The 15,936-nt window shown below is 74.6% G+C and carries 11 protein-coding genes and 3 tRNA genes; 2 read left to right on the plus strand and 12 right to left on the minus strand.

Annotated elements, in window-relative coordinates:
• Positions 1-38 precede the first annotated feature (38 nt).
• The 4 genes from AA75_RS50915 to AA75_RS17350 all read right to left on the minus strand — a co-directional run bounded on the left by AA75_RS50915 (position 39) and on the right by AA75_RS17350 (position 5,750).
• On the minus strand, positions 39-2,822 hold the full coding sequence (locus AA75_RS50915; protein WP_063794378.1) for a ComEC/Rec2 family competence protein: 2,784 nt from the start codon (positions 2,820-2,822) through the stop codon (positions 39-41).
• A 58-nt stretch (positions 2,823-2,880) separates the two neighbouring features.
• Positions 2,881-3,885: a ComEA family DNA-binding protein gene (locus AA75_RS17340; RefSeq protein ID WP_233289059.1), complete on the minus strand. Its 1,005-nt coding sequence runs from the start codon at positions 3,883-3,885 to the stop codon at positions 2,881-2,883.
• 140 nt (positions 3,886-4,025) lie between these two features.
• Positions 4,026-4,871, minus strand: a complete 846-nt coding sequence (locus AA75_RS17345; protein WP_033820966.1) for a DegV family protein — start codon at positions 4,869-4,871, stop codon at positions 4,026-4,028.
• A 102-nt stretch (positions 4,872-4,973) separates the two neighbouring features.
• Positions 4,974-5,750: a hypothetical protein gene (locus AA75_RS17350; protein WP_033820967.1), complete on the minus strand. Its 777-nt coding sequence runs from the start codon at positions 5,748-5,750 to the stop codon at positions 4,974-4,976.
• Positions 5,751-5,970: 220 nt separating this feature from the next.
• On the opposite strand from AA75_RS17350, the gene AA75_RS17355 reads away from it, so the two are divergent.
• Complete coding sequence (locus tag AA75_RS17355) at positions 5,971-6,978, plus strand: YafY family protein (protein ID WP_033820968.1); 1,008 nt, start codon at positions 5,971-5,973, stop codon at positions 6,976-6,978.
• A gap of 81 nt (positions 6,979-7,059) precedes the next feature.
• On the opposite strand, the gene leuS is transcribed toward AA75_RS17355, so the two are convergent.
• The 3 genes from leuS to AA75_RS17370 form a co-directional block, all read right to left on the minus strand.
• Positions 7,060-9,942, minus strand: coding sequence for a leucine--tRNA ligase (leuS, locus tag AA75_RS17360; RefSeq protein ID WP_033820969.1), 2,883 nt, complete (start codon positions 9,940-9,942; stop codon positions 7,060-7,062).
• A 300-nt stretch (positions 9,943-10,242) separates the two neighbouring features.
• Positions 10,243-11,532, minus strand: a complete 1,290-nt coding sequence (locus AA75_RS17365) for a hypothetical protein (RefSeq protein WP_051812634.1) — start codon at positions 11,530-11,532, stop codon at positions 10,243-10,245.
• Between the two features lie 154 nt (positions 11,533-11,686).
• Positions 11,687-11,759, minus strand: a tRNA-Ala gene (locus tag AA75_RS17370).
• A gap of 309 nt (positions 11,760-12,068) precedes the next feature.
• Between AA75_RS17370 and AA75_RS17375 the strand changes: the two genes are divergently transcribed.
• On the plus strand, positions 12,069-13,010 hold the full coding sequence (locus AA75_RS17375; RefSeq protein ID WP_051812635.1) for a helix-turn-helix transcriptional regulator: 942 nt from the start codon (positions 12,069-12,071) through the stop codon (positions 13,008-13,010).
• A 69-nt stretch (positions 13,011-13,079) separates the two neighbouring features.
• Here the strand turns inward: AA75_RS17375 and AA75_RS17380 are convergent.
• The 5 genes from AA75_RS17380 to AA75_RS17400 form a co-directional block, all read right to left on the minus strand.
• Positions 13,080-13,152, minus strand: a tRNA-Ala gene (locus AA75_RS17380).
• A 36-nt stretch (positions 13,153-13,188) separates the two neighbouring features.
• Positions 13,189-13,261, minus strand: a tRNA-Ala gene (locus AA75_RS17385).
• Between the two features lie 107 nt (positions 13,262-13,368).
• Complete coding sequence (locus AA75_RS17390; protein ID WP_033820979.1) at positions 13,369-14,016, minus strand: histidine phosphatase family protein; 648 nt, start codon at positions 14,014-14,016, stop codon at positions 13,369-13,371.
• On the minus strand, positions 14,013-14,459 hold the full coding sequence (rsfS, locus tag AA75_RS17395; RefSeq protein WP_033820980.1) for a ribosome silencing factor: 447 nt from the start codon (positions 14,457-14,459) through the stop codon (positions 14,013-14,015). Before rsfS ends, AA75_RS17390 begins: the two co-directional genes overlap by 4 nt.
• A gap of 110 nt (positions 14,460-14,569) precedes the next feature.
• On the minus strand, positions 14,570-15,936 hold a 1,367-nt coding region (locus tag AA75_RS17400; protein ID WP_033820970.1), incomplete at its 5' end, for a LytR C-terminal domain-containing protein.

A 15,936-nucleotide genomic window follows, 5' to 3' on the forward strand; every position in this document is an offset into this window, starting at 1 on the left:
CGCCGAGCGCTCCCCCACCGGGCACACCCGCATCGCCGTCACTGCCGGGGCGGGTGCGGGTGGACGGCCGTCGCCAGGCTGCCGCCGGTACCGACGACCGCGATATCGCCGGACCGGTCGGTCCGCAGCACGGTCGCGCCCTGCGCCCGCAGCCGGTCGACGGTGTACGCGGACGGATGGCCGTACGGGTTGCCGGCCCCGCAGCTGATCAGCGCGAGTCTCGGACGCAGGGCCGCGGCCAGTGCCCAGTCCTGGTTGGCCGAGCCGTGGTGGGCCACCTTGAGCACGTGCACCGGCCCGAGGGGCGGACCGCGCAGCAACAGTTCGGCCTGGGCCGGTGGTTCGAGGTCGCCGAGGAGCGCGACGCGCAGTGCGTCGGCGGCCGGGCCGACCGTCGCAAGGACGGCGATGCTGGCGTTGTTGGCCCCCGGGAAGAGCGGGCCGGGTACACCGTCGGGCCAGAGCACCTCCCAGGACAGCTGCGGGCCCGCGGTTCGACGCTCGCCACGTCGGGCACGCAGCAGTGGTGCCCCCGCTCCGGCGGACCAGCGGGCGACCCGGCCCTGCTCGCCCTGCGGGGTATCGAGGGTGGTGGTCTGCACGGCGCCCACCCGACGGCCGCGCAGCACGCCGGGCAGGCCCTCGACGTGGTCCGCGTGGAAGTGGCTGAGGATCAGGATCGGGATGCGGGTGATGCCGAGCTCGCGCAGGCAGGTGTCGGCCGCCTTGGGGTCCGGGCCGGTGTCGACGACGACTGCGGTGTCCGCGGCGACCGGCAGGACGGTCATGTCCCCCTGTCCGACGTCGCAGAGCACCAGCCGCCAATCCGGCGGCGGCCAGCCGGTGGCGAGCCTGCTGAGAACCGGCGGGCGCAGCAGCGCGATCGGCAACAGCAGCGCGCAGACGACCGCCGGTAGCCAGCGGAGCATGGGGCTTCGATGCCCTGGCTGCGCCGGCCACGGCCGACGTCGGTGCCGGGACCAGAGCCGGAGCCGGAGCCGGGCCCGGCGCCGGGGTTCGGGCCGGCGATCCGAACAGAAGTGGTCCGGACGGAGGTGGTCCAGACGGAGGCGATCCGGACGGAGCTGGCCCGGACGGAGCTGGCCCGGACGGCGGCCGGCGGACCCCGGTAGCAGGGCCGGTGCGGCCCAGACGAGTGCCAGGACCGTCCCCGCCAGCAGAGCGGCGCCGGGCAGGCCCGCGGGCCAGGCCAGTTCGGCGCCCGGTAGGTCCGCGCCGTGGCGGGCGACGAGGAGCAGCCAGCCGGTGGGCACCGCCGCCAGGTCCGCGAGCAGGGCGGCCGCACGGTGGGAGACCGGATCAACGACGAGCGCGGCGAAGCCGAGGAGTGTCGCGGGTGCGACCGCGGCTTCCGCGAGCAGGTTGCAGGGGATGGCGATCAGGCTGACCCGCGGCGCCAGCAGAATGGTGACGGGTGCACAGAGTGCCTGCGCGGCGGCCGTCGCGGCGGCCGCGGCGGCGAGGTGGTGCGGCCAGCGGCGGGCGAGCAGCGCCGCCGTCCACCGCGGCCCGAGGGTGAGCAGGCCGCTCGTGGCGAGGACGGACAGCAGGAAGCCGAACGAGCGGGCCAGCAGCGGATCCCAGAGGAGCAGGACCAGGACGGCCCCGGCCAGCGCGGGCAGCGCCTGGCGCGGGCGGCCGCAGGCGAGCGCGAGCAGGCCCACGAGGCCGGTGGCGGCGGCGCGCAGCACGCTCGGCTCCGGTCGGCAGACCGTGACGAAGGCGAGCGTCAGCGCGGTGCCCAGCAGGGCGGTGGTGCGCAGCGGGATTCCGAGCCGCCGGGCCAGCCCGCCCCGCTCGGTGGTGCCGGACCGCCCGGGGACGCCGAGCAGAACCGCCAGCACGATGGCGAGGTTGCCGCCGCTGACGGCCGTGAGGTGCCCGAGGTCGGTGGCCCGGAAGGCGTCCGCGAGGTCGTCCGGGATGTGTGAGGTGTCGCCGACGACCAGTCCGGGGAGCAGACCGCCGACGTCGGGCGGCAGCTGGGCGCAGGCCGCTCGCAGGCCGTCCCGCAGCTGGGCGGCGACCCGTTGTGGGAGGGCCGGCGGCGCGAGCAGCCGTGGCGGGCCGTGGGCGAGCAGGAGTGCGGCGGTGTCGTACCGGCCGGGGCCGGCGGGCAGCACCCGTACGTCGGCGCTGAGCCGGGTGGACGGGACCAGCCGTTGCCAGGCGGCGGCGTCCTGGACCCGGACCATCAGCGTGACCGGGGTACGGGTGGTGACCGTGCGGGGTTGCCCGGGCCCGTCCTGGCGGACCTGGTCGACGACGGCCGCCACGGTGAGCACGGAGCTGGCCGCCGCCGTACCGCGGGACGGGGAGTTGTGGGAGCGCGGGTCCCCGGCCACGGTCAGCTCCACCGTCACGTCGGGCGGCACCGGGGGAAGGTCGGACGGGCCGGAGGCGTCAGGGACGGAGGACGCGGGCACGGGGACGGCGGGTGGGTCGGCGAGCGCGGGGAGTGGGCCGCGGTGCAGGTCGGCGGTGTGCAGCACGGTGGTCGTGGTGGCCGCGGCGCCGGTGAGCAGGGTGGCGGCGAGCAGCAGACGTACCGGTTGACGCCGACGACGGGACGGAAGGGCCAGCAGGACGAGGGCCAGCGCCGCGCCCAGGGCTGCGGCGAGCAGCAGGAGCGGGTGGCGGCGCGGATCGCTGTCGAGCACGGCCGCTGTGACGGCCCAGGCCGAGACGGCCGGGAGGAGCAGCCGGAGATCGGCGGCGGGAAGGGGCCGGGTGGCGGTGGGCAGGGCGGTGCGGAGGGCGGCAGTGGGAGGGGTGATGGCGGGCAGGGTGATGGCGGGCACCTCGCTGCGGTCCGAGGCGGTTGGTGAGGGGGGTGGACCGATGGCTGACGGCACGCCGTCAGAGGGCGAGCAGGGCTTTGAGCTCCTCGTACTTCCGGGCGCCGATCCCGCTGACCTGGCGGAGCTGGTCGATGGAGCGGAAGGACCCGTGCTCCAGCCGGAACTGGACGATGCGCTGCGCCAGCGTCGGGCCGACCCCGGGCAAGGTGTCGAGTTGCTCGACAGTGGCGCGGTTGAGGCTCAGCGGACCGGCTCGGGCTGCCGGGCCGGTCGCGGCGCTCTGGACGGCCGGGGCGCCGACCAGGATCTGCTCGCCGTCCGTCAGCATCCGGGCCAGGTTGAGGCTCTGGGTGTCGGTGTCCGGCAGCGGACCGCCGGCGGCTGCCAACGCGTCGGCGACCCTGGCACCGGCCGGAAGCCGGCGCAGGCCGGGGTGGGCGACCCGGCCCGCCACGTCGACCACGACGCCGATCCCGGGGCCCGTGGCGGCGGTGGCGGTGGCGGTACCCCCACCAGGGCCCAGGTCCTCGGCGGGCGCCGCCCCGGCGCGGGTGGCGGGCGGCGGTCCGGCTCCCGCGGGCCGCTCCGGTCCCTCGGCGACCGTGCTCGTGGGCACGGTCACCGGCTGCGGGCGGCCCAGCCAGAAGTGCTGGACGGCGTACCCGACGGCGAGCAGCAGGAGGACCGTCAGCCCGATGACCGCCCGCCGGTCGAGCGTGACCCCGGGAGGCAGCGGCGGCAGCGGCGGCAGCAACCGGCGCGGGCCGGGCGGGGACCCCGGGGGCTGGTACGGACGCGGACGCTCCGGCCGGGGATCCGGGACCGCGTCCGCCAACTCCTGGGAACCCGCACCCACGCCCTCGTCGTCGTCCGCAGCGGGTGGTGACGCCTTGCTCCGCCACGGCGCCCCTGGTCTCCCCGGTGCTGGCGCGGACGTCAGGACGGACGGGTGGGGCGGGTGGTACTCCGCGTCCTGTGCTGCGGCGAACAGGTTGGCCATCCGGTGGCGGACGGTCTCGGTGGTCTGGCGGCGACGGGCTGCACCCGGGGTCATGGTCCTCATGCCCAGGACGGTAGACCCGCCGCCGGCACCTCACGGAGAACACCGAATTCCCTGTGGAAAACCCGGGGTTGTGGATAACTCAGGTACCTCGGACGAGTGAGTTTGAGGCCCGGCAGGCCACGGCTCCCGGTGCCGGGGGCTCAGCGCGGCGAGACCACGACCGCCAGCAGTCCCGGCCCGACATGCGCGCCGATCACCGCACCCACCTCCGCCACCTGGAGGTCGCGCAGCCCGGGCACCCGCTCGCGCAGCCGCTCCGCCAACGGTTCGGCCCGGTCCTCGGCCGCGAGATGGTGGACCGCGATGTCCACCTCCCGCTCCCCCGCCTCGGCCACGGCGATCTCCTCCAGCCGGGCGATCGCGCGGGAAGCGGTCCGGACCTTCTCCAGCGGCTCGATCCGCCCGCCGGACAGGTGCAGCAACGGCTTGACGGCCAGCGCGGAACCCACCAGCGCCCGGGCCGCGCCGATCCGACCGCCCCGGCGCAGGTACTCCAGGGTGTCCACGTAGAAGAAGCCCCGGGTCAGCTCGGCCCGCCGCCCGGCCTCCGCGGCGGCCTCGTCGGCGTCCGCGCCCGCCTCGGCGGCCTCGGCGGCAGCCAGGACACAGTGTCCGAGGGCCATGCCCACCAGGCGGCTGTCGACCACCCGGACGGGGATGCCCACCTCGGCGGCGGCCAGCCGGGCGGCCTCGAAGGTGCCGGACAGCTCGGAGGAGATGTGCACCGAGACGATGCCGCTCGCTCCTGCCTCGGCGGCGGCCCGGTAGGCCGCGGCAAAGGTCTCGGGACCGGGCCGCGAGGTGGTGACCCGCTGCTTGCCGCGCAGCGCCTCGGCGACGTCCTTCGGCGAGATCTCGACACCTTCGGCCAGTACCTCGTCACCCACGACCACACTGAGCGGGACGATCTCGATCCCGTGCCGGTCCACCGCGTCCTGCGGCAGGTAGGCGGTGGAATCGGTGACAAGAGCGAGGTGGCCGGGCATGAGCCGGAGGTTACTCCCCGTTGGTCGCGGAGGACAGCGCGGCCGTCCCCCGCGGGCCGGGGCCCGCACCACGCACCACCCGCAGCACCCACCCCACCCGCGCTACCCGGCGGACGAACCGCCGGCGTTCGGCTTGCGCAGGCGGTCGGCCAGCCGGGCCAGCGGCTCGGCGAGACCGAGGACCTCCTCGGCGCTCGGCCGGCGCCCGGCGGCAAGCCCCTTCCGTCCGTCCGCCCCGGCCCCACCGCCATCACCGGCACGAACACGAGCATCGCCATCACCGGCACCCGCACCCGCACCCGCACCCGCGTCACCGGCCCCGCCCCCGGTGTCCCAGTGCCGCAGCGCGCCCGCCTCGTTGGCGCACTCGTCGGTCAGCCGGCTCAGCTCGTCGTCGGCGAAGCGTCGCATCCGGTCCTGGGCCGCCCAGCGCAGCGACTCCGCGGAGTGCGTGATGCGCCCGGCCCGCTCGCGGAGTTCGGCCAGCTTGGCGGTGACCCGGGCGGCGTCCGGTTCGCGTTCCAGCATCCGCATCTCGGCGTCGAGTTCGGCGGCGTGCGCGTCGAGCCGGGTGAGCAGCTGCATGGCTTCGCCGAGCTGGCCGTCCTGCGGCAGGCCGCCCGCGAGCACCTGCCGGGTGCTGTCCAGTGCGGTGCGCAACGACAGCCGGACGGCGGCGAGTTGGCCGTGCGGGCCCGGCTTGGTGAAGGTCTTCGCCTTCAGCGTGACGTTCTCCACGGCACGGCGGGCGTTCGCCTCGTGGCGTTCCAGCTTCACGGCCGCGGCCTTGGCCGCCTTCACCGTCCCGATCACCGCGGCCGCCACCACCGCGGCGCCGAGCAGCAGGACCATCACGACCACGATTCCGAGCGCGTCCATGGCGAGCCCACCTTCCTCCACCGCTGCCACCGGGCCCGGCCGCCCGTGCGGTCCGCCGTGCTCTGCCGAGACCTCCACCGTAGCGGTCCGGCAGCAGGGCGAGGGCGGTGGAAGCCCTCGGCCGCCGCAGAATCAGGGAAGGCTCAGGGCTGCCGGGGGCGGGTCTCGGGGTCGCCACCGAGGACAGCATCCGTCCGCGATCGGTGCCAGACTGGCCGGCATGCTGGAGACCTCGGCCCGACTGCTACGGCTGCTCTCACTCCTCCAGGTCCGCCGGGACTGGCCCGGTGCGGACCTCGCGGACCGCCTCGGTGTGGACGTCCGCACCGTCCGCCGGGACGTCGACAAGCTGCGCAGCCTCGGCTACCCGGTGGACTCCACGCCCGGCGTGGCCGGCGGCTACCGGCTCGGCGCCGGTGCGCAGATGCCGCCGCTGCTGCTGGACGACGAGGAGGCGGTGGCGGTGGCCGTCGGCCTGCGTACGGCGGCGGGCGGCACCGTGTCGGGGATCGAGGAGTCGTCGGTGCGGGCGCTGGCCAAGCTCCAGCAGGTGATGCCGTCGCGGCTGCGGCACCGGGTCGACGCGCTCGCCGCCACCACGGTGGCGCTGGCCTCGAACGGTCCGGCCGTGGACGCCGTCGTCCTGACCGGTATCGCCGCCGCCTGCCGGGCGCACGAACGGCTGCGCCTCGACTACCGCTCGCACGACGGCAGCGAGAGCCGGCGCGATGTCGAACCGCACCGGCTGGTGCACACCGGCACCCGCTGGTACCTGGTCGCCTGGGACACCGGGCGCGCCGACTGGCGCAACTTCCGGGTCGACCGGATCACGCTCCGGCCGCCCGCCGGGCCGAGGTTCGCCCCTCGACGGCCGCCCGACGAGGACGTCCGCTCGTTCGCGTCCTGGGAGATCGCCGTCGGCCAGTACCGCTATCAGGCCCGGGTCACCGTCCGGGCGCCCGCCCACGTCCTGGCGGAGCGGATCCCGCCGACCTCCGGCCTGGTGGAGCCGCTGGACGAGCACAGCTGCACCCTGCGGGCGGGTTCCAACTCCCTCGACGGGCTGGCCGTCCACCTCGCGGTCCTCGGGTTCGGCTTCACCGTGCACGAGCCGCCGGAGCTGGTCGAGCACGTCCGTACGCTGGCCGACCGCCTCGCCGCGGCCGCACCCGCGGCCCCGGCACCGGCCACGCCCCCGCCCCCGCACGCGCCCGCGGAGGAGCCGTGAGTCAGGAGTGAGTCAGCCGCGCACGGACGGACCGGCCGCCGCTCCCCGAGGAGCGGCGGCCGGTCCGGTTCCCACGACGCGTCAGCCGGTGACGATGTTCACCAGCTTCGGCGCCCGCGCGATCACCTTGCGGACCTGGGCGTCGCCGATGGCGGCGACCACCGCGGGCTCGGCCAGCGCCAGGGCCTCCAGCTCGGCGTCGGAGATCGACGGCGCGACCTCCAGGCGGGCCTTGACCTTGCCCTTGATCTGGACCACGCAGGTGACGGTCTCGTCCACCACGTACGCCGGGTCGGCGACCGGGTAGTCGGCGAAGGCCAGCGAGTCCTCGTGGCCCAGCCGGCGCCACAGCTCCTCGGCGATGTGCGGCGCCAGCGGGGCGATCAGCAGGACGATCTGCTCGGCCACCGGGCGGGGCGTGGAGCCTCGCTTGACCAGGAAGTTGTTCAGCTCGATCGCCTTGGCCACGGCCGTGTTGAAGCGCAGGCCGGCCAGGTCCGCGCGGATGCCGTCGATCGCCTTGTGCAGGGCGCGCAGGGTGGCCTCGTCGGGCGTCTCGTCGGTGACCACCAGCTCACCGGTGGACTCCGAGACGATGTTGCGCCACAGCCGCTGCAGGAAGCGGAACGAGCCGACCACCGCGCGGTCGTCCCAGGGGCGGGAGACGTCCAGCGGGCCCATCGACATCTCGTACAGGCGCAGCGTGTCGGCGCCGTACTGGTCGGCGATGGCGTCGGGGGCGATGGCGTTCTTCAGGGACTTGCCCATCTTCCCGGCCTCGCGGGTGACCGGCTCGCCCTGCCAGAACCAGGCGCCGTCGCGCTCCTCGACCTCGGCCGCGGGCACCGGGAAGCCCCGGTCGTCGCGGTACACGTCGGCGGTGATCATGCCCTGGTTGAACAGCTTGTGGAACGGCTCGACCGAGGAGACGTGGCCCAGGTCGTGCAGCACCTTGTGCCAGAAACGGGCGTACAGCAGGTGCAGCACAGCGTGCTCGGCACCGCCGACGTACAGGTCGACGCCGCCGGCCGGCTTGCCCTCCGTCGGGCCCATCCAGTAGGCCTCGTTGGCCGGGTCGACGACCTTCTCGCTGTTCACCGGGTCGACGTAACGCAGCTCGTACCAGCAGGAACCCGCCCAGTTGGGCATGGTGTTGGTCTCGCGGCGGTAGGTCCTGACGCCGTCGCCCAGGTCCAGCTCGACGTTGACCCAGGCCTCGTTGCGCGACAGCGGGGTCTTGGGCTCCGAGGTGGCGTCGTACGGGTCGTAGGTGTGCGGCGAGTAGTCGTCGACCACGGGGACCTCGACCGGCAGCATCGACTCGGGCAGCGCGTGCATCACGCCGTCCTCGTCGTACACGATCGGGAAGGGCTCGCCCCAGTACCGCTGACGGCTGAACAGCCAGTCGCGCAGGCGGTAGTTGACCGTTCCCTCGCCGATGCCGCGCTCGGCCAGCCAGGCGGTGGCGGCGGCCTTGGCCTCGACCACGCCCAGGCCGTTCAGGGACAGTCCGTCGTGGGCCGAGTTCACGATCACCGAGTCGTAGGTGTCGAAGGCGTCGTCCCAGGTGTGCGGGTCGTCGCCGCGGCCGTCGGTCGGCTGCACGACACAGCGCATCGGCAGCGCGAAGGCGCGGGCGAAGGCGAAGTCGCGGTGGTCGTGGGCGGGCACGGCCATGATGGCGCCGGTGCCGTAGCCCATCAGCACGTAGTCGGCGATGAAGACCGGGACCGGCTCGCCGCTGACCGGGTTGGTCGCGTACGCGCCGGTGAAGACGCCGGTCTTGACCTTGGCGTCGACCTGGCGCTCGACGTCGGACTTGGCGGCGGCCTCCGCGCGGTACGCGGCGACGGCCTCGGCCGGGGTGGCCGCGCCGCCCGTCCAGTCGTCGTGGGTGCCGGCCGGCCAGGCGGCCGGGACGATCGCGTCGACCAGCGCGTGCTCGGGCGCCAGCACCATGTAGGTGGCGCCGAACAGGGTGTCGGGGCGGGTGGTGAAGACGGTGATCGCCTGGTCGCCGGGGACGGCGAAGTCGACCCGGGCGCCCTCGGAGCGGCCGATCCAGTTGCGCTGCTGCAGCTTGATGGCCTCGGGCCAGTCCAGCTGGTCCAGGTCCGAGATCAGGCGGTCGGAGTAGGCGGTGATCCGCATCATCCACTGCCGCAGCTTCGACTTGAAGACCGGGAAGTTGTCGCGCTCGGAACGCCCGTCGGCGGTGACCTCCTCGTTGGCCAGCACGGTGCCCAGGCCGGGGCACCAGTTGACCGGCACCTCCTTGGAGTACGCCAGCCGGTACTCGCTCAGCACGGCCTCGCGCTCGGTGGCGGACAGCGCCTCCCAGGTGCGGCCGTCCGGGGTCGGGCGGGTGCCGTCGGCGAACTGGGCGACCAGCTCGGCGATCGGGCGGGCCTTCTGGGCCTCGGTGTCGTACCAGGAGTCGAAGATCTGCAGGAAGATCCACTGGGTCCAGCGGTAGTACTCCGGGTCGATCGTGGCGATCGAGCGCCGCGAGTCGTGACCCAGGCCCAGCCGGCGCAGCTGGCGGCGCATGTTGGCGATGGCCGCCTCGGTGGTGATCCGGGGGTGCTGGCCGGTCTTGACCGCGTGCTGCTCGGCGGGCAGGCCGAAGGCGTCGTAGCCCAGCGTGTGCAGCACGTTGTGACCGGTCATCCGCTGGTAGCGGGCGTAGACGTCGGTCGCGATGTAGCCCAGCGGGTGGCCGACGTGCAGGCCGGCGCCGGACGGGTACGGGAACATGTCCATGATGAAGCTGTGCGGCTTCGCGGAGACCTCGCCGGCCGAGGGGTCGGCCAGCGGGCCGACCGGGTTGGGGGCGTCGAACGTCCCCTCCTTCTCCCACAGGTCCTGCCAGCGGGACTCGATCTCGGCGGCCAGCGCGGCGCCGTAGCGGAAAGGCTCGGTGGCGGCGTCGGCCGCGCCGGAAGCAGGGGTCGTCTCGCTCATGGTCCTTCGGGCTCCATCGTCATCGTTAAGCGAACCGGGCAGCGTCCCCGGGCAGGCCACCGGGCCTCGAGCCGGGCCTGAAAACAAAAATGCCCCTCGCAGGAGGGGTCGCCACGCCGACTCCGGCCCCCGCCCGGGGGCGTCGGCCGGTCCTGGTCAGCGCGGCCGGCTAAGGAGCAGGCGCACGGTTCGCATGGGGTCAGGGTACCGCAAGGCCGGCCGCCCGCCGGGCCGATGTCCGGCCCGTGGAGGCCCGGCCGCCCGCGCCCGCTCCGCTCCGGGCGCCCCGCGGCGCCGCTGCTACCCGGCGCGCACCGCCGCGTCGAACTCCCGCAGCGCCCGCGCCACCCGCCCGGACTGCATGCCGGCCGCCAGCAGCCGGGCCTCGTCCGCGATCCGGTCGGCCTCCTCCTGCTCCCCGGTGCGCCGGTAGGAGTCGGCCAGCCGGACCATCAGCAGCGCCCTGGCCCGGGCCCGCTCCGGCGAGAGCGCGTCGACGGCCGAGGTGAGCAGCCGGCGGGCCGGCTCGTGCTCGCCCAGGAACAGGTAGCCCTCCCCCACCATGCCCTCCAGGTCTGCCTGTTCCTGGACGTGGTCCGGTTCGCCGTCGAGGACCTGGAACGCCCGCTCGGCGACCGCCTCCGCGCTGATCTGCTCGCCCTTCTTGCCGTGCGCCCGGGCGATCCGGCCGAGCTGCAGGGCCCGCTCACGGGGGGTCAGCACCTCGTCGGCGGCGCGCAGCGCGGTGGAGAGCATGGCGACCGGGTCCAGTCCGCGCCCGCCGGAGTTGTAGGTGGCCTGCACAGCGAGGCAGCCGACCACGCTGACCCCGAGCCGCGGGTCCCCGGAGACGTGCGCGGCGCGCAGCGCCGCCACGAAGGCCCGCTGGGCGGCGGCGTCGTTGCCCATGTCGTAGCTGGCCCAGCCGACCAGCCGGGCCAGCCGCCCGGCCGCACCGTACAGCTCCCGGCCGAGGCCCTCGCCGTAGCGGCCGAGCTCCAGCAGCTTGCCGACCATCGCCAGCTCGGCCCGGGCCGGGCCGAGGATCAGGCCGCCGCCGTAGGCGCGCTCCAGGCGCTGCTTGCTGTCGTACGAGAGCCGCAGGTCGGCAAGCTGCTCGGGGGCGATCCGCAGGGCGCCCTCGCCGCCGGTCACCTCGGGCGGCGGGGAGGCCCAGTGCCGGGCCGCCTGCTCCAGCTCGTCGCCGCGGAACAGGTCGGTGAGCCGGACCGGCGCCGCGTCGGCGCCCGCCTCGCGCAGCGCGGTCTGCGCGGTGTCCGCCGTCCACGGGTCGGTCAGCAGCCGGGGCGAGAGCACCTTGGCGCCGCGGCTGCCGCCCATCTGGCCCCAGAGCTGCTCGTAGGTGACGGCGATGCCGACGGTGCGGCTGAGCACCTCGCAGACGGTCTGGTCGTGCGGGGAGCGCGGCACCATGCCCCGGTCCCGCCACTTGTACGGTGCGGTGGAGCTGATCGCGAGGCCGGGCGGCAGCATGGCGCTCACCTCGCGGGCGAGCCGCTCGGGGCTCCAGCCCAGCTGGTGGAGTATCCGGGCCAGCTCTTCGTTCCGTTTGCGCGCCAGGTCGGCCATGGCACGACCGTATCCGGCGCACCGCGCGCGCCGGTAGGGCCCCCACCACGCCCTGCCGGAGCCCGGTGGACGCCGAACGGCGGTCTGACGGGCCGGCCGGCTGACGGAACGCCAGAAGGGCCGCCTCCCGCAGGAGACGGCCCTTCCGGAACTGTGGAGCTATGGAGAATCGAACTCCAGACCTCCTGCATGCCATGCAGGCGCTCTACCAACTGAGCTATAGCCCCTCGTTACCGCTGTCCCCGGCGTTTCCCCCGGCGACATCGCCAACAATACACGGTCCCGGGGGTGCCTCCCTAATCGCTTTCCGACCCTCCCGCACCCCTCTGATCAGCACCCCGAGGGCCCGCCCCCGCCGCGGCGAGCGCACGCGACGGTGCCGCCGGGGACGGCGGGGGCACGGGGGGCACCGGGGCGGGACTGAAGGTCCGTCAGGGAACACGCCCGCGGGGCTGCCGTGACCGGTGGTGAAGGCCTGCCGGCCGGGCTGCCGCAAGCGCCTCTCGCACCGCACCGCGGCGGGAGAGCATGGGTGGATGACGACGACGTCGGACCACCTCACCGCCGGTACCCGGCCGCCGCCGCGCCGGGAGCAGCGGCGGGACGAGCTCGCCACCTTCCTCAGGGCCCGCCGGGCGCGGATCCAGCCCGAGGACGTCGGCCTGCCGGCCGGGCAGCGCCGCCGGACCCCGGGGCTGCGCCGGGAGGAGCTGGCGCAGCTCGCGGGGGTGGGGATCACCTGGTACACGCGGCTGGAACAGGGCAGGCCGGTCGACGCCGCCGAACGGGCGCTGGACGCGGTGGCCCGGACGCTGCGGCTGGACCGGGTCGAGCGCGAGCACCTGTTCCGGCTGGCCGGGGTGGAGCCCGCCGGACCGGCCGGACCGCGGCGACCGGCGCCGGACCCGGCGGTGGAGCTCATCCTCGCCCAGCTGGACCCGCTGCCCGCGGCGGTCGGCAACAGCCGCCACGACCTGCTGCTCACCAACCGCTCGTACGACCTGCTGTTCCCCCGCACGGTCGCGCCCGCCACCCCGGACGGCCGCCGCAACAGCATCTGGTGCGCGTTCACCACGCCCGCGTGCTGCACACCGTTCGTGCGGCCGGACGAGGAGCTGTCCCGCATGGTGGCGGCCCTGCGCGCCGCGTACGGGCGGCACGTCGGCGAGCCGGCCTGGGAGGGCTTCCTCGGGGCGCTGGCGGGCGTCAGCGCCCGGTTCCGCACCCTGTGGGAGCGCCGGGACGCCGCGCCGCCGTACGACGGGCCGACGGTCCTGCGGCACCCCGGGATCGGCGAGGTGCGGCTGCGGGCGGCCCGGCTCGGGGCGCCCGCCGGGCCGGAGGGCCGGCTGACCGTCTACACCCCGTGGACGCCCGGCGACCGGGCGCTGCTGGAACGGCTGCACCTGCGCCCGCCGGCGGCACCGGCCCCGCACGCGCACGGACCCGAGCACGGCCTGGCGCCCGACGCGGGGTGAGCACGGGAGCGCCGGCCGGGTACGACGAAGGCCGCCACCCGGATCGGGTGGCGGCCTTCGGCTCCGCTGTGGAGCTATGGAGAATCGAACTCCAGACCTCCTGCATGCCATGCAGGCGCTCTACCAACTGAGCTATAGCCCCGCGACGTGTGCGCCCTTGCGGACCACCGGTGCGGAGTGGAGCTATGGAGAATCGAACTCCAGACCTCCTGCATGCCATGCAGGCGCTCTACCAACTGAGCTATAGCCCCGCGTTCCCGCGATTCCCGCTTCCCTTTCGGTCTGCGTTCCTCGCCTGCGAACGAGGAAGACTCTAGCTGGTCAGAGTCGGAACTGCGAAATCGCCCCTGGTTCACCCTCAGGTCTCGTCGCCGATGACCGGTTGCGGGAGGGTGCCCGCGTTGTGCTCCAGCAGCCGCCAGCCGCGTGCGCCCTGTCCGAGCACCGACCAGCAGCAGTTGGAGAGGCCGCCGAAGCGCTCCCAGTGCACCGGGTCGAGGTCGAGCAGCCGCCCGAGCATGGTGCGGATGGTGCCGCCGTGGCTGACCACCACCAGCGTCCCGTCCTGCGGCAGCTTCTCGACCGCGGCCAGCACCACCGGCACCGCGCGGTCGGCGACCTCGGTGGCCAGCTCGCCGCCCCCGCGGCGGACCGGCTCCCCCTGCGCCCAGGCCTCGAACTGCTCCGGGTAGCGGGCCCGGATCTCGGCGTTGGTCAGCCCCTGCCACTCGCCCGCGTAGGTCTCCCGCAGGCCCTCGTGGTGGTCCACCCCGAGCCCGGTGACCTGGGCCAGCTCGGCGGCGGTGTGCCGGGCGCGCTGGAGGTCGGAGGAGATCAGCAGGTCGGGCTGGAGGCCCGCCAGCAGCCGGGCGGACCGCCGGGCCTGCTCGACGCCCTGCTCGGTCAGCGGGATGTCGGTGCTGCCCTGGAACCGGGACTCCAGGTTCCAGGACGTCTGGCCGTGCCGCCAGAAGACGATGCGCGGCCCCCGCGCGGCGCGGCTCAGCTCTCGTCCTCGGGGCCGGCGGACACGGCGTTGCCCGCGGCGTCGGTGACGGCGTCCTCGGGCCGGTTGCGGGTGGCCACCGCGTCGGCCGGCAGCGGCACCTCGGGGCAGTCCTTCCACAGTCGGTCGAGGGAGTAGAACGAGCGCTCCTCGGAGTGCTGGACGTGCACCACGATGTCCAGGTAGTCCAGCAGGATCCAGCGGCCCTCGCGCTCGCCCTCGCGGCGTACGGGCTTGATGTCGAGCTGCTCGCGCAGCTGGTCCTCGATCTCCTCGGCGATCGAGCGGACCTGGCGGTCGTTGGCCGCCGACGCGATCAGGAACGCATCGGTGATCGACAGCACCTCGCTCACGTCGAAGGCGATGATGTCGTGCGCCAGCTTGTCCGCGGCCGCCTGGGCGGCGACGTTGAGGAGCTGCTGGCTGTGGTCTGTGACGGTCACGGTGTACTTCCCGCTCGATGGCATTAACGCCTTCCAGGATCTCACGAACGGGCCGGGGCCCGGATCGCACGGATCCGGGCCCCGGTCGGGCACCTCGACGGCGGCTGCCGCTACGCCTTGGGCGCCTGGTAGTCCTTGCCGAGGACCACCACCAGGTCCGCGTTCTGCGGGTCGGTGACCTTCTTCACCACGGTCTCCGGCAGGCCGAGCGCACCCGCCAGGGCCTTGGCGTCCGAGGCCTTCGCGTCGTCGGTGTAGCGGATCTCGCTGGCCGCCTGGGCGGCGGCCTTCGCGGTGCTGGGCACCAGCTCCAGGCCGGCGTTGGTCACCTGGACACCGGCGGCGGTGGCGTTCTGGTCGTTGCCCGAGGCGTTCACCACCGACACCCGCGAGGTGCCGCCGGTGCTGGTCACGGCCCCGGCCTTCACCGTCCCGCCGAGGATCTCCTTCACCTGCTGGCCGGCCGTCGCCTCGTCCAGGGTGCCGTCCGGCTTCGTCTTCAGGGTGCTGCCGGACAGGTGTCCGGCCTTGGCCTGCCCGGCCAGCAGCGCCAGCACCCCGCCGAGCTTCTTCTCCGGCAGGGACGGGTCCAGCACCGCGTTCATCCGGTGCACGTCGTCGGTGGACTCCGCCAGGTCGGTGGGCATGGTGCGCAGCACCGCCTCCATCACCTTGCCGAAGCGGGCGAGCTGGGCGTCCCGGCCCTCGGTCGGCGCCTGGTAGGTGGCGTACGCCACCGAGGCCTTCCCGCTCAGCATCACGCCCTTGCCGGCGGGCGCCAGCACCCTGCCGTCCGGCTTGTTGCCGTCGCGCACCTCGACGTCGGTGTCCACCGCCACCCCGCCCAGCTGGGCGACCAGCAGCTCCAGGTACGGGGTGTCCAGCCGCCAGGTGCCGGCCACCGGGGCGCCGAGCACCGTGCTCAGGCCCTCCCGGGTGGCGGAGGCGCCGATGGCGTCCAGGGACTGGCCGACCGTGGTGACACCGGTGTCGCCGGTGCCGGGCAGCTTGAGGGTGTCCGGCAGCATCAGCACCGAACCCTTGTGACCGGCCGCGTCGTTCACCAGCAGCGCGGTGGAGACCTTCCCCTGCAGGTCGCGCAGGTGCACCACGGTGACCTGCCGGTCGCCCGCGACCGCGGCCGCGTCGCTCCCGCCGAACCGGCCGTCCCACCACAGGTAGCCGAAAACGCCGCCGGCCAGCACCGCGAGCACCACCAGCACGCCGACCAGCCGGTTGCGCAGCCGGCGGCGCCGCTCGGCCCGGACCTCGCTGCGCGACTCGGCGAACTTCAGCCAGTCGATGACGTCCTCGGACTCCTCCGCCTGCTCGTCCACGAAGGTGAACTCGCCGGTGGCGTAGTTGTCCTTGCTGTCCTTGCCGTCCTGGGGCGGCCGCGCGTTCCGGCGTCCGCCGACCTGCTCGGACGGCTGCTCGGGCGCGGCCGGGGCGGCGGGCGCCGCCGGGCGCGGCCGCG

The sequence above is a fragment of the Kitasatospora sp. MBT63 genome, from assembly GCF_000710465.2.
Classification (GTDB): Bacteria; Actinomycetota; Actinomycetes; order Streptomycetales; family Streptomycetaceae; genus Kitasatospora.

Excerpts from the sequence above, each read along its gene's own strand:
- AA75_RS17340 (WP_233289059.1), bottom strand. The coding sequence starts at position 3,885 with ATGAGGACCATGACCCCGGGTGCAGCCCGTCGCCGCCAGACCACCGAG.
- AA75_RS17345 (WP_033820966.1), bottom strand. The coding sequence starts at position 4,871 with ATGCCCGGCCACCTCGCTCTTGTCACCGATTCCACCGCCTACCTGCCG.
- AA75_RS17350 (WP_033820967.1), bottom strand. The coding sequence starts at position 5,750 with ATGGACGCGCTCGGAATCGTGGTCGTGATGGTCCTGCTGCTCGGCGCC.
- AA75_RS17355 (WP_033820968.1), top strand. The coding sequence starts at position 5,971 with ATGCTGGAGACCTCGGCCCGACTGCTACGGCTGCTCTCACTCCTCCAG.
- leuS (WP_033820969.1), bottom strand. The coding sequence starts at position 9,942 with ATGAGCGAGACGACCCCTGCTTCCGGCGCGGCCGACGCCGCCACCGAG.
- AA75_RS17365 (WP_051812634.1), bottom strand. The coding sequence starts at position 11,532 with ATGGCCGACCTGGCGCGCAAACGGAACGAAGAGCTGGCCCGGATACTC.
- AA75_RS17375 (WP_051812635.1), top strand. The coding sequence starts at position 12,069 with ATGACGACGACGTCGGACCACCTCACCGCCGGTACCCGGCCGCCGCCG.